Annotated in this window: 15 protein-coding genes; 6 read left to right on the top strand and 9 right to left on the bottom strand. The window is 39.2% G+C overall.

Annotation, left to right across the window (positions count from 1 at the left end; translation table 11 throughout):
* Window positions 1–42: 42 nt before the first annotated feature.
* On the top strand, window positions 43–1,050 hold the full coding sequence (locus tag OGI71_RS02805; protein WP_282253772.1) for an AraC family transcriptional regulator: 1,008 nt from the start codon (window positions 43–45) through the stop codon (window positions 1,048–1,050).
* Window positions 1,051–1,144: 94 nt separating this feature from the next.
* On the opposite strand, the gene OGI71_RS02800 is transcribed toward OGI71_RS02805, so the two are convergent.
* From OGI71_RS02800 to OGI71_RS02790, 3 genes are all read right to left on the bottom strand, one after another.
* Window positions 1,145–1,465 carry a hypothetical protein gene (locus OGI71_RS02800; protein WP_282253771.1) on the bottom strand — a complete coding sequence of 107 codons (321 nt, stop codon included), beginning with the start codon at window positions 1,463–1,465 and terminating at the stop codon, window positions 1,145–1,147.
* Between the two features lie 380 nt (window positions 1,466–1,845).
* Entirely contained in the window at window positions 1,846–2,211 is a 366-nt protein-coding gene (locus OGI71_RS02795) for a hypothetical protein (RefSeq protein ID WP_282253770.1), read from the bottom strand.
* Between the two features lie 387 nt (window positions 2,212–2,598).
* Window positions 2,599–2,835 carry a hypothetical protein gene (locus tag OGI71_RS02790; RefSeq protein ID WP_282253768.1) on the bottom strand — a complete coding sequence of 79 codons (237 nt, stop codon included), beginning with the start codon at window positions 2,833–2,835 and terminating at the stop codon, window positions 2,599–2,601.
* 387 nt (window positions 2,836–3,222) lie between these two features.
* Between OGI71_RS02790 and OGI71_RS02785 the strand changes: the two genes are divergently transcribed.
* Window positions 3,223–4,278 (top strand): ketoacyl-ACP synthase III, encoded by a 1,056-nt coding sequence (locus tag OGI71_RS02785; protein WP_282253767.1) that lies wholly within the window; start codon window positions 3,223–3,225, stop codon window positions 4,276–4,278.
* A 209-nt stretch (window positions 4,279–4,487) separates the two neighbouring features.
* On the opposite strand, the gene OGI71_RS02780 is transcribed toward OGI71_RS02785, so the two are convergent.
* The gene (locus tag OGI71_RS02780) at window positions 4,488–4,610 is read right to left on the bottom strand and encodes a hypothetical protein (protein ID WP_282253766.1); all 123 of its coding nucleotides are present in this window, start codon (window positions 4,608–4,610) and stop codon (window positions 4,488–4,490) included.
* A 584-nt stretch (window positions 4,611–5,194) separates the two neighbouring features.
* On the opposite strand from OGI71_RS02780, the gene OGI71_RS02775 reads away from it, so the two are divergent.
* On the top strand, window positions 5,195–5,362 hold the full coding sequence (locus tag OGI71_RS02775; protein ID WP_282253765.1) for a hypothetical protein: 168 nt from the start codon (window positions 5,195–5,197) through the stop codon (window positions 5,360–5,362).
* 36 nt (window positions 5,363–5,398) lie between these two features.
* On the top strand, window positions 5,399–5,968 hold the full coding sequence (locus tag OGI71_RS02770; protein WP_282253764.1) for a hypothetical protein: 570 nt from the start codon (window positions 5,399–5,401) through the stop codon (window positions 5,966–5,968).
* 84 nt (window positions 5,969–6,052) lie between these two features.
* Here OGI71_RS02770 and OGI71_RS02765 read toward each other — a convergent pair whose 3' ends face one another.
* A complete protein-coding gene (locus OGI71_RS02765) occupies window positions 6,053–6,517 on the bottom strand; it encodes a serine hydrolase (protein WP_282253763.1) in 465 nt (154 codons plus the stop codon).
* Between the two features lie 216 nt (window positions 6,518–6,733).
* On the opposite strand from OGI71_RS02765, the gene OGI71_RS02760 reads away from it, so the two are divergent.
* A complete protein-coding gene (locus tag OGI71_RS02760) occupies window positions 6,734–7,375 on the top strand; it encodes a hypothetical protein (RefSeq protein ID WP_282253762.1) in 642 nt (213 codons plus the stop codon).
* Window positions 7,376–7,409: 34 nt separating this feature from the next.
* Here the strand turns inward: OGI71_RS02760 and OGI71_RS02755 are convergent, their stop codons facing one another.
* The gene (locus OGI71_RS02755) at window positions 7,410–7,778 is read right to left on the bottom strand and encodes a VOC family protein (RefSeq protein ID WP_282253761.1); all 369 of its coding nucleotides are present in this window, start codon (window positions 7,776–7,778) and stop codon (window positions 7,410–7,412) included.
* 152 nt (window positions 7,779–7,930) lie between these two features.
* On the opposite strand from OGI71_RS02755, the gene OGI71_RS02750 reads away from it, so the two are divergent.
* Window positions 7,931–9,136, top strand: coding sequence for a metallophosphoesterase (locus OGI71_RS02750; RefSeq protein ID WP_282253760.1), 1,206 nt, complete (start codon window positions 7,931–7,933; stop codon window positions 9,134–9,136).
* A 121-nt stretch (window positions 9,137–9,257) separates the two neighbouring features.
* On the opposite strand, the gene OGI71_RS02745 is transcribed toward OGI71_RS02750, so the two are convergent.
* From OGI71_RS02745 to OGI71_RS02735, 3 genes are read right to left on the bottom strand one after another with little or no spacing between them, the layout of a single operon-like run.
* Complete coding sequence (locus OGI71_RS02745; protein ID WP_282253759.1) at window positions 9,258–10,634, bottom strand: aldehyde dehydrogenase family protein; 1,377 nt, start codon at window positions 10,632–10,634, stop codon at window positions 9,258–9,260.
* Window positions 10,612–11,361: a gamma-glutamyl-gamma-aminobutyrate hydrolase family protein gene (locus OGI71_RS02740; RefSeq protein ID WP_282253758.1), complete on the bottom strand. Its 750-nt coding sequence runs from the start codon at window positions 11,359–11,361 to the stop codon at window positions 10,612–10,614. The genes OGI71_RS02745 and OGI71_RS02740 overlap by 23 nt, the downstream gene beginning before the upstream one ends.
* Before the next feature lie 10 nt (window positions 11,362–11,371).
* Entirely contained in the window at window positions 11,372–12,520 is a 1,149-nt protein-coding gene (locus OGI71_RS02735) for an iron-containing alcohol dehydrogenase (protein ID WP_282253757.1), read from the bottom strand.
* Window positions 12,521–12,526: the final 6 nt, after the last annotated feature.

The following is a 12,526-nucleotide window of genomic DNA, read 5'->3' as shown; positions in this document are numbered from 1 at the left end:
AATCAGATACAAACTGTAAAAACATATCATTAGATTTACAATATGAATTATAGACAGACCATGTTGCAAGCCTTAATTGCCTTTTGCGGTGAGCGTGGGCTAGATGATGCTAAAATTACTGCATTATCAGGGTTTTCGATTGCCCAATTAATGAACGGCTCCAGGTTTGATATCTCCAATCAACAGGTGGAAAATCTGTGGAAGAACATTGTTCTGTTTTCCAAAGATGAGCTGATAGGCTTGCATTTTGGAGCCACAATGCAGTTAGCGGCTCTGAATATTGTCGGACAAATTATCCAAACGAGCAGCACCGTGAAAGATGCTCTTCTACAAATACGATCGATGATGCACGTAGTCACGGATCTTTACACAATGGAAATAGAACTGGGGCATAAAACATGTGTCATCCAATACCATAAAAATGCAGGTTTTGACCATTTCCAGATGACCCAAAGACAATTCGGAGACTTCCTGATAGCGCTTACAATTTATGAATTGAAAGGGCTGTTGCTTAAAAAGCTGAAACCCACGAAGGTTGGTCTACCAAGCTTTCAGAAAGATCGCTACATGGACTATGAGACAATTTTAAAATGTCCAATAGTAAAAGCAGAATATTATACGGTAGAATTTCCCAGAGAATATCTGGACTTTCAGATCATTACAGCCAACTATGAGGTGCAAACTTTGCTCATTAACCAAATGAACAAATTGCAAAATCCAAACGAGTTAACGGGCGATCTTTCCAAAAGAATATTTAACTACCTCCTAGCGAACTCTTACCTTTACTCACTCTCGATAGAAGCGGTAGCAGGAAATTTCAATGTCAGTGTAAGGACTTTACAGCGTAAACTCAAAGATGAGGGAGCATCTTATGTACAAATTGTTGAAGAGGTGCGTAAGTCACTGGCTGTCCATTACATGCAAAACAGTAGTTCTTCCGTAAAAGAAATTTCAACCATTTTGGGCTATGCTGAGTCAAGTGCCTTCGTTCGGGCATTTAAAAAATGGACAGGCAAAACACCTACAGAATATCGAACAGCTGGTCTCTAGATTTTTATGGCATTATCATCGTTGGGATTATTCCCGCTAAAATAGTTTGCTTTTATTTTTATAGTTTGGTTTTCAAAAATCATTGGCTTAAAATTTACTTCTTTTTTATGATGATATCCCCATCATTCAAGACAATTGGCTTATTGTCCATGTTCACTTCAATCCAATGATCAGGATTATCAGATTCACAATCATTTATAATTCGGTATTCAGAATACCCTGTATTGGCATTAGGCAATTCAAAAATAGTTTCAATTGTTTTCTTGTTGATCCGATGCTTTTCAAAAACAGTTAACAAGTAGAGAGCATCCATCAGTTCATTTCGAAGCTGTAAATTTGATGTTTTACTTACCTGTTGATCTATTAATTCGTTTAATCTATCAATCTCCTTTGCAAGGAAGTCTTTTGCTGTCATAGTTTATTATTCGGGATATTAAATGCATTACATAATATGTTTCCATTTATTGAATTGGGATACATCAAAATACCACATAATCTTGTTGAGATTTAAAGTACTGAGCAACGCAGTGTCGTATTTTATGCCAACAAGTTAAATATCACCCCATTCTATTTATCACAAATAATCAAAGATTTCTTGAATGACTCCCCAAAAGGATTGATAGATAGACAAGTTACATTAGAAATAAAGGCTCTCCTACGCAGCACAGATTTATCCATTAAAGAGATTGCCTACCGCCTCAATTTTGAAGACAGTTCGTATTTGACACGTTATTTTAAGAAACAAACAGGTATGACATTAACGCAATACAGAAATTAATTTATGGGAACGCTTGATCATTCCCATACCTCCCATTCTCCACGCTGGAAATCATACTTTGCGTATTCCCCACTGTCAGTAAATTCTGAAGCGACCATTCCTACTTCAAAAATTGAGTTTTCATTCCAGCTTGCTGTAAAGTAGAGGGTATGTCCTGTTAATAAGGCTGTGCCAAAATCGCCATCGGAATGGCTAAAATGTAGACCATGATCATCCTCTCCTGTGACCTTGTATTTGTAGCTTAAAAGTCGCTCTTTAAGCTCTTGAAACTGTTGTCCAGTAAAAGGAACTAGGTTTTCCTCTTTTTCGAAAAAATCCGCATCATGAGCATTTTCCTCCCTTACTTTTGTTTCAATCCTGTATAGTGAAATATCGTAACTCATCTGTTTTGAAATGTTTTTATTATTCTTTTTTAGTTGGCATATTTTGACAAATGCTGACCGAGTCTTGTGGTACTCTATAAGATCCCTTGTAACGGCTTAAACCACAAAATACCATTACTCAATTTTAATCATAGCCTTTACAGCAACCTAAATATGCACTTTTAATTAGCTTTATAAATATAGTAAGTAATGATCCTGAATACCAGATACATTTATGATTTGGGTATTAAGACTTAATATCCGTCCAAAATAATTGATTATTTGCAGCATTATTAATTTCAAATTAAGCTTCTTGAATAGACCACGCATATCGATTGTGGAGATCTATCGCAACTTGAGGCAAGCTTCGATCAGTCGATGAGGTTGCGCCCTGAAGTGGCACAAACATCAGCGATAGAGTTCTTCCCGTAATTCCACCAAAAGCTTTGTCAGGATAGCCTGATCCGGTGCAGCTGGAAGCATGCTGGATAAAGAAAGATCCTGTATCTCTTTAAAAAGCCGTTGGGAGCGCAAAAAAAGTTCCTCATAACTGTATATTCCACTTTTAATGAGCAGGAGCTCCTCCCTATTTGGCCGATGTACATGCAATTCACCATTGAACAAGATCTCTTTTGCCTGTTCCAACGATTTTGTACAGATCGATAGCTGCCATTACACGATTAATATCCGCCTCGATTGGGTAAATTTATATAGGAGGTTACTTCCCGAAATCGCAGGAACAGGCAGCTTACTTTGTTTATCTGAAGCCCGAAGATCTCAAAGTGCGGGGTCCATCATTATGAATTTGATATGCATTTCCAGCATACATTCCGAAAACAATGAGCAAGTTCCCTTTTATTTAAATTGTATAGGGATATCTTAAATAATTTTGGTAAATTAAGCAAAAGAAGGCTCGGTCAGGAAAATGTCTACATTGAAATTTATAAGTCACTGGGCATAGCAACCAATTGCTGCTTTCTAAAAAGAACAATACAGAAACCAACTCAATAATTGAGAAACGGAGGGAAATTAATGAATATAAAAATTATTGGGTCAGGTAGCTATCTTCCGGACAATAAAATCAATAACGCGAATTTTGAAGATCGTATTTTTTTGGATGAGGCTGGTGAGCCTATCAAATACCCTGAATCCATTATAGGTAAGTTTAAAGATATTACTGGCATTGAGGAACGTCGTTATGCAAATAATGATCAGGTTGCTTCTGATCTAGCGTCTATTGCCGCAGAGCGGGCAATCGCTAACGCTGACATCGATCAAGAGACACTTGATTATATTATTGTCGCACATAACTATGGCGATGTACCCTACGGAAAAGTTCAATCCGATACTGTTCCCAGTCTGGCAACACGAGTCAAGAAAAAATTAGGTATACGAAATCCACATTGTATCGCCTATGATCTTTTATTCGGATGCCCAGGCTGGAATGAAGGCGTGATACAAGCTAATGCATTTATCAAATCGGGCATGGCTAAACGCTGTATGGTTATCGGTACCGAGACACTTTCCCGTGTCGTAGATCCATACGATCGTGATTCAATGATCTATGCTGATGGTGCAGGCGCAGTTATCGTAGAAGCTACAACAGAAGAGGCAGGATTACTGTCTTTTGAAAGTGCAACTTATGCATTTGATGAGGCCGACTATCTTTATTTTGGAGGTTCCTTTAACAGCCAACATGAAGAAGGCACCCGTTACATTAAGATGAAGGGACGAAAGATATATGAATTCGCTCTGAGTAAGGTTCCTTTAGCCATGCAAGTCTGTATAGAGAAAGCTAATCTCGACATTAATGCCATAAAAAAGATATTAATTCATCAGGCCAATGAGAAAATGGATGAGGCTATTATTTCGCGATTCTATGGATTATATCATATGCAGCCGCCCAAGGATATTATGCCGATGTCTATTCATAAATTTGGGAACAGCAGTGTTGCAACTATTCCAACACTCTATGATTTAATTAGGCAGGGAAAAATTGAAGGGCATTCATTCAATAAAAATGACATCATCTTATTTGCCTCTGTAGGTGCAGGAATGAATATAAATGCATTTACCTATAGACTTTAGCAATTCGTCAACATGTCTGGTCAATTTACTTTCAATGGGCGAAAACAAAACAAGCTCAATCTCATGAAAGAAGGCCTGTTTAACAATTAAGAGTATTTTAAATTTTATACTAAAAGAGCGAGCAAAAGCGTGGTCTAATACTCCACTCTTTATACTCGCTCCAAATTAATAATCTACCATTATTAAGTCAAGCTATCTTCTACAATTGCTTATTTCTTTTTTTTACGAAAGACATTCTCTGTTAGATCTTTTGAAATCGAGTCTTTTTCTTTTTGATATGACGACTGTGTTTTCTCTTTCGTACTTTTTTCCTTTTTTTGATCTTTACTCATGACTTATAATATTTACATTGTGAGGGTGTGTCCCATAACCATGGGTACATGAATTGTGGGGATTAAACTTGAGTGTGGTTGGTTCTAAACAGAAAATTTCACGATGATACAATTGGAGAAATTTAAAGATAAAACGAGAAGCTTTTATCATGTTTGGTTTGTCGAATGGGGTTATATGAATAACAAACCTTATTCCTAAAGATACAAATAATAACTGATATCCCATCAGTCCCAAAGGTTTATTAACATTAGCATAGCTATATCAGCTTATCTACTATCCAGGAGATCGCAAGGCATCCAAAAGTGTTGTGAGGCTTATCGCTTAGAGAACTTATCTATGTTTATTTTATTACCTTCCTATGAACAGTAATAATGGTATTTATTTCAGTAATTCATATAACTTCATATACCAGCGTATTTCGCAATTTTGAAAAAGATATAATTTCAATAAGATCCTGAAGAAAAGAATACGTTAAACTTTAGGTAATATCTTGAGGGGAAGCATTCACTCGGAAGAAACGGGTTAATTGTGTCGATCCCCGGGATTGATTACAAGACTGGAAAATAAATTAATATAGATAAAAATGGCATTATTAAATAAAATGGCAACAATAGTAGTAACCCTCGCAATATTCTCATCAGCCAATACCCAAAATAAGCAAAAACCAATGGTTATTGAAGAACAAGGCAGTTTTGCGATTGGCGGAACAAAGAAAATGGAAGAAGGCAGTTCGATCTCAGTAATGGCCTAGCTGCTCAGGGACAAACATTTCATGCAGACCATGCATATGTCTATTACCAGATACCCAGACTATTTTCCAAATGTACAGTTCCCACGAGATACTGCATCGTTGGAACAATTTTATCGACAGATGACATCCAATACAGGACCATTTGACAGTAATGTCATCGCTGAAGCACTCTCTACATTGTTTGATAAAATAGGTACTGGTATATTGGTAACACATTCACAAAGTGGCGGCCCGGGATGGTCTACGGCAATTAAAAACAGCCGAGTTAAAGCCATTGTCGCCTTTGAACCATATAGCAGCTTCATGTTTCCGAAAGGCGAACTGCCACAACCAATCCAATCCACAGGACTTTTTGGTGAGCTCAAAGGTGTTGAAATTCCATTAGCAGATTTCGAAAAACTCACCAAAATTCCCATCGTGATTTACTACGGAGATAATATTGCCAAACAGCTCACCAAAGTCTGGAATATGGACCACTGGAGTTCGGGACTAGAAATCGCCAGAATATGGGCGGCAACAATCAATAAATATGAGGTGACGCCACTGTCGTCCATCTTCCCGAGGTCGGTATTCATGGAAATACACACGTCCCTTTTTCTGACCTGAATAATATTGAAGTCGCCAACCAACTATCGAAATGGCTGAAAGAAAAAAGGTTGAGCTTTTAGGTATCTTATTATAAACATTAATTTATGATTTATTGACCAATAACATATCCATTATCTTAAAATACACTTGTCGAATATCGAAATGATCTGTATTGCTAAGTATAACAACGCCTAGTTTCTTTTCGGGAATCAACGAGAGCATACTCCTATAGCCAATATCTCCTCCCTCATGGACATAATTTACATAGCCTCTATAGGGATAAATAAACCAGCATAGTCCCACTGATAATCCCTGAGCCGGATCAACAGTAATGGTAGGGTTTGTCATTACCTTTAAAGTAGATGGTGTGATAATTTGTCTATTTTTATATCTTCCTTCATACATATTCGCGATTGCCCAATGTGATAGCTCTAATACATTTGAAGTTAATGTGGAACTAGGTGCATGTTTCCGAGTATAGGGATATACCCTACTTATAGCCTGTGAGCTGCCTGTATAGGGCAAGGTCATCCAATGATCGTCAGCGAAATAGGTGTTACGATACATAGAATAGTTTTGTCTGCTTTCATCTTACGCGTTTTATTATTAAGACAAAGTCAAGATTATTTACCCTCGTCGTCAAATCAATTAAATTTCGGATTCGACCAACGGCATAGGCTAGCAAAACTATAGGGTAATTTTTCTAAGAGTCAAAATACTTGCCCTAGGACAAGTATTTCAAAGGGAATTTCTTGTAGTTTTATATCATAAATCTGCATTTCTATGCCTGTTGTTTTTTCCGTTTCCACTTTAGCATGCCTCATTTTATTTGGACTCGCTTCCCCCAATAAAATGGTAGTGATTCCTATTGCAATATGGGCATTTGCACTCTCAGCGGTGTCATCCCTTAATATTTTTCTGATTTTCCCACCTACTTTTGTACTTGTCTTGGTGAGCGCGCTCTTATTGAGTATAAGTTACTATAGATTATCAAAAAATTTAAGTTTGAACGCTTATTATCTGCTTGGTATCCATATCATCAGACTCCCTATTGAATTCATTATTTTTCACCTTTTTAAGCATAAAATGCTGCCTATAGAAATGACATTTTTGGGTTGGAACTATGATCTATTTTTCGGCATTACTGCTGTTCTATTTTTAATCCTTAGTAGCTTCAATCCAAAAATACTAACATCTGTATTTTTCAAAGCCTGGAATATTTTGGGCATCTGTTCACTGCTGATTGTCGTGGTCATTGGTATATTGTCATCGCCATTACCTTTACAGTCAATGGCATTTGATCAACCTAATATTGCTGTACTACAGTTTCCTTATGTCTTGCTTCCAACAATCATAGTCCCTATTGTTATATTATCACACTTTCACCTGCTGGGAAACAGCGCTATTGCTGAACACCAAGAATAAACTAATGCTAATAACATAGCCTGAAATCAGCATTTTATCGCTTTTGTTGCAAATTGAACACGGTACCTGCAGGGTCGGTAATCCAATGCATATTTTCCGGAAGTTCCTCAATTTCGTCACAGGTTTCCACCCCACTTGACAATAGATAATCGGTCGCTTCAGCAACATTCGGAACAGTAAGCTGCAACCAAGTTTCGGAATGGGTGTAGTTATCCACACAATCCAGCCAAATAATATTGTGCCCAAACTTCACCTCATGTGTCCTGGAGACCGTTGGGTTATCGATCGGCTTCTCCTCGACATCCAATTTCAGAATATCTTTGTAAAAAGCTACCGTCTTTTCATATTTATTTTTGGGAATTTTTATGGCAATATTAATCCCAGCTTCAAATTTTGTGTTCATATTTACTATTTTTAACAAGAATACAAGATAAATAAATTATTTAGTCAAGACGCTTGCCCTATGGCAAGATTTGGTTCAGACAAACAAACTTTTATATGATCCCACAGCTATACACTTTCTTAAAAATCATCTTTATATTTCTTCTTTTTGATATGTTAATATATTTAAGGTTACGCAGACTGGCAGTATGGAAATCACAACCATTAACCGCAAATGTAATCTGGTGGTTATTGAGTATTTTCTCTTATGCCTGCATATTCCTGAATTTATTTTTCGAGTGGAACAATTTTATCGCTGCTTGTTTCATGTTCTTCCCCATTTCATTGCTACTTGCAAAGACAATCCTTCTTTTCTCCATCGGCGTAGATATATTTTTGATATTTTTTAGAAATATTGGCAGACGACTAACAAACAATAACACAATACCAGATGCAAATAAAAAAACCATTGGAAGATCTGATTTCATTATCAAAAGTGGTCTTTTGTTGAGTAGTATCCCTTTAGTCGCTTTAACCCGTGGTTTTATATCCAATCTCTATGATTACCAAATCAAACAGGTCAATTTGATTTTACCCGATCTTCCAAAATCGTTCGAGGGCAAGACCATCGCTCAGATTTCTGACATACACGCTGGCAGTCTTTATAATTTAAATGCTGTAAAAAAGGGTATAAGCCTATTGCTTTCACAAAAGCCAGATATCATTTTCTTCACAGGAGATCTGGTGAATGACTTTGCCGATGAGATGGATGACCACCTTTCCATATTTGATAAATTAACGGCCCCCTTGGGTGTCTTTTCTATTTTGGGAAATCACGACTATGGGGACTATCATTTTAATAGGTTCCATTTCAACAATGAGCGTAAGTTGACCAAACAGCAGAACCTGAGCAATGTAAAAGATATCCATCGCAAACTTGGCTGGCAGCTCCTGTTAAACGAGTCGAAGGAGATTGCCGTAAATAATGAAAAAATCACGCTTGTAGGTGTAGAGAACTGGGGGGCGAACAACCCGCACAATTATGGCGATCTCGATCTGGCCATGTCCAAGGTTGATCCTTCTTCACCTATCAACTTCCTCCTTTCACATGACCCGTCACATTGGAGGGCTGAGGTATTACCAAAATATCCGATGATCGATGTCACCTTTAGTGGACACACACATGGTGGTCAATTCGGCTTTAGCAATCCAGATTATCAATGGAGCCCAATTAAATATGCCTATCGTGAATGGGCCGGTCTGTATCAGGAAAAACATCAATCACTTTATGTGAATGTAGGTTTCGGCTACCTGGATTACCCCAGTCGAGTGGGAATATTACCTGAGATCACGATATTCCATTTAAAAAGTAAGGTTTAATACTATGTCATGGACTACAATATTAAACCTTACGGAAATAAACAGACGTTTTTTCAAAAAACGGCTTAAAACCTTGAAATTAGGGAATCAATTCCCTACAAACGATCTTTAGACAAAAAATCTATGGTCGCAGATGGTATGCTTTGGGCTGAACAAAAGCGCGGATTCCTTGCGCAGACAGGGTTGATCCCAGCCCTGAGTTTTTCCGTCCAGACCAAGGGACGTTGGGACTTACCCGATCACAGCAATTCCAATACACTGTTCCCGTGTTCATTTTTTCCAGTATTGCCATGGCCCTATCCTGATCAGCTGAAAATACCGCTGCAGTCAGGCCATACGTGGTATCCTGCATTAGATGGATCGCCTCATCATCTGAAGCCACCTTTTGGATGCCGATCAACGGGCCGAAACTCTCCTCCTTCATCAATTCCATGTCGTGATTGCAATACTCAAAAACTGTAGGTGCATAGTAATAACCTGTATCTTCCAGTGTATGCCCCCCCAAGCGCAAGGTTGCTCCCTTTGCAAGCGCATCTTTTACTTGGGTATCAAGCACAGTCAGCTGAGCGGCTCTGGTTAGTGGCCCGATAAATACATCTTGCTTCATCGGATCTCCAATGGTATAAGAGGCTACCTCTTCAACAAAAGCTTCAACAAACTGATCGTATATCTTGTCCGAGACATAAATCCGCTCAACAGCACAACAGCTTTGTCCATTATTGTAAAATGCACCTTCTGCGGCAAGAATTGCGGCCTTCTTAATATCCACGATATCATCGGCAACATACAGCGGATCCTTCCCTCCTAGTTCCAATTGGACGGGAACTAATTTATGCGCTACTGTGGTCGCAATATGGAGACCAGTCTTATATGACCCTGTAAAAAAATAGCCATCCAGAGGTAGCTCCAATAATTGCTGACCAATCTCGGCATTTCCGACAACACATTTGAATACATCTTGGGGAATACCCGCTTGATACAGATATTTCTCAAACTGTATACCTGTACCAGTAGCAAACTCCGATGGCTTATAAAGCACGGCATTGCCAGCTACAAGTGCATACAGAAATACATTAAAACCAACATTATAAGGGAAATTCCATGCGGAAATATTGGCGATCAGCCCCAGTGGTTCATACACAATCTTTTCGTGGGTTGCCCCAGTTGTTGTAATGAGTTCCTCAGAAAGCCATTTACCCGCATTTGTCCGAAGATGTTCGATACGGTTTTGTGCCCCTACAATTTCGTTTAGCGACTGGGTAATAGGTTTTCCCGTTTCCTTCGTCAGTATTTCGGCAAGTTCTTGTTTATTAGCCAGAATTAACTGCCCAAACGCAATTATGCAGTCTAAACGTTGTTGTAATGGCACTTTTGCCCAAGAAAGTTGTCCTTTTTTTAAAAGAGCGACCGCTGTATCTAATTCGGATGCTGTGATGACAGGGATCACAGCATCTACCTCCCCTGTAGCGGGGTTTCTAATTTCTATGTTGTTTTGCATGTTCTAGAAAAACATTAAAAATCAATTCTTCATCCAACAGTTCTCCGGCTTGCGTAGCAGAAAACTCCGGATGCCATTGTACACCCATCACTTTACCTGGAGCTGCTTTGGTATATCCAAATGCCTCGATAAAACCATCATCCGAATGAGCGTATACTTCCAAATCTTGTCCAAGCTGTTTGACCGCCTGATGATGTACGGTGTTTACCTTAGGATTAGAGATATGCCCATACAAATCCCCAAGTAAGGTTCCAGGCACAAAGTTTATGGGGTGATTAATCGTATCATATAATTCCGCTGACCGATGGACTCCCGCTCCAGGCACCTGTGAAGGAATATCCTGATAAAGTGACCCCCCAAAATAGACATTCATCAATTGGAATCCCCGGCAGATACCCAATATGGGTTTATCCTTCCTGATCGCATAATCCAATATCTTTAGTTCATACTGATCCCGGTAAGCGTCTCCTCTCCATTTTCCTATGGGATCCTCACCATATTGCTCCGGCGAGATATCGCTGCCCCCTTGGAGGATGATACCATCCATCTGATCAATAATATCCGTCAACAGCTCCCCCTCTAAATCGGGAAGCAGCACCGGAAGTACGCCTTTTTTCCCTATCCAACGGGCCATATCATTTTCCATATAGCTCAGTGATTTAGGACCAAAGACTGTACGTTCCTTGTCAGGATAAAAGAAGCAGGCGCTTATACCAATTTTGATCATACTATTTTTATTAGAATGCTGTTTCATAAATAGCAAGAAAGTCTTCTGTTGTCACCGGCTTCGGATTTGAAGGATGACAGAAATCCGCGTATGCAAGTTCCGACAATGGTGCAAGATGTTGCTTTTGCACACCGATGGATGATAAATGGGTAGGTAAATCCAGGCGTGTATTCAGTTCAAATAAATAATCCACGACTTTATCGCCAGCGTTATTGCCAATACCGAGCGCTACTGCCATTTTATCAAAACGATCTTCGAATCCCGCATAATTAAATTGCATACCGTAAGGTAGATTAATGGCATTCGCAAGTCCATGATGAGTGTCTAACAACGAGGAAAGAGGATGTGCCAGACTATGGACAATACCCAGCCCCTTTTGAAAGGCCACTGCCCCCATGAGTGAGGCCAAAAGCATCTTCGAACGAGACTGTAAATCAGATTCCTTGGTTGCCTTTTCAATAGCTGTTGCCACCATCGCCATTCCCTCTAACGCTATACCATCACACATCGGATGATATCCTTTTGCTAAATAAGCTTCCATATTGTGTGTGAGGGCATCCATTCCTGTAGCCGCTGTGACGAATGCCGGAAGATCCATCGTGAGGAGCGGATCCGCAAAGACTATTTTCGCCATCAACCTAGGGCTGAACAAAATACGTTTCTTTTTGGTTTCGTCTTCGGAAATAATAGCACTACGACCAACCTCACTTCCAGTACCTGCTGTAGTGGGTACAGTGATTAGATGTGGGATCTCATTGGTTACATAAATATCTCCACCGATAAGATCGTCGTAGTCAAAGAGATCACGATGATGATGTGCACGCAGTGCTATTGCCCGCGCAACATCAAGTGCAGCTCCGCCTCCAACACCGATGATGGAATCCCTATTGTTCCCCCGATAGACATCCCCACCTTGCAGCACATCGGATTTAACCGGATTTTTGTGCAAATCATGAAACACAATCACGTCTATCCCTCTGCCCGTCAATTTACGCTGGATTTCCTTAAAAAAAGGAAGTTCGGCAATAGTTGGATCCGTTACCAATAAAGGGCGGTTAAGACCATTGCGCGATAGGTAATCCGGTAATTCATTGATCGCTCCTGCACCGAAACGAATCGGTGTCGGAAAATTAAAACCATAAATTTTATCTGTATCCATCTTGCA

Source organism: Sphingobacterium sp. ML3W (assembly GCF_029542085.1).
Lineage (GTDB): Bacteria > Bacteroidota > Bacteroidia > Sphingobacteriales > Sphingobacteriaceae > Sphingobacterium.
Note: the sequence above shows the minus strand (reverse complement) of the source record. Positions and strands in the feature narration are given on the sequence as shown.

Coding starts and splice junctions, on each gene's coding strand:
- OGI71_RS02805 (WP_282253772.1), top strand. CDS start 43: ATGAATTATAGACAGACCATGTTGCAAGCCTTAATTGCCTTTTGCGGT.
- OGI71_RS02800 (WP_282253771.1), bottom strand. CDS start 1,465: ATGACAGCAAAAGACTTCCTTGCAAAGGAGATTGATAGATTAAACGAA.
- OGI71_RS02795 (WP_282253770.1), bottom strand. CDS start 2,211: ATGAGTTACGATATTTCACTATACAGGATTGAAACAAAAGTAAGGGAG.
- OGI71_RS02785 (WP_282253767.1), top strand. CDS start 3,223: ATGAATATAAAAATTATTGGGTCAGGTAGCTATCTTCCGGACAATAAA.
- OGI71_RS02780 (WP_282253766.1), bottom strand. CDS start 4,610: ATGAGTAAAGATCAAAAAAAGGAAAAAAGTACGAAAGAGAAAACACAG.
- OGI71_RS02775 (WP_282253765.1), top strand. CDS start 5,195: ATGGCATTATTAAATAAAATGGCAACAATAGTAGTAACCCTCGCAATA.
- OGI71_RS02770 (WP_282253764.1), top strand. CDS start 5,399: ATGTCTATTACCAGATACCCAGACTATTTTCCAAATGTACAGTTCCCA.
- OGI71_RS02765 (WP_282253763.1), bottom strand. CDS start 6,517: ATGTATCGTAACACCTATTTCGCTGACGATCATTGGATGACCTTGCCC.
- OGI71_RS02760 (WP_282253762.1), top strand. CDS start 6,734: ATGCCTGTTGTTTTTTCCGTTTCCACTTTAGCATGCCTCATTTTATTT.
- OGI71_RS02755 (WP_282253761.1), bottom strand. CDS start 7,778: ATGAACACAAAATTTGAAGCTGGGATTAATATTGCCATAAAAATTCCC.
- OGI71_RS02750 (WP_282253760.1), top strand. CDS start 7,931: ATGTTAATATATTTAAGGTTACGCAGACTGGCAGTATGGAAATCACAA.
- OGI71_RS02745 (WP_282253759.1), bottom strand. CDS start 10,634: ATGCAAAACAACATAGAAATTAGAAACCCCGCTACAGGGGAGGTAGAT.
- OGI71_RS02740 (WP_282253758.1), bottom strand. CDS start 11,361: ATGATCAAAATTGGTATAAGCGCCTGCTTCTTTTATCCTGACAAGGAA.
- OGI71_RS02735 (WP_282253757.1), bottom strand. CDS start 12,520: ATGGATACAGATAAAATTTATGGTTTTAATTTTCCGACACCGATTCGT.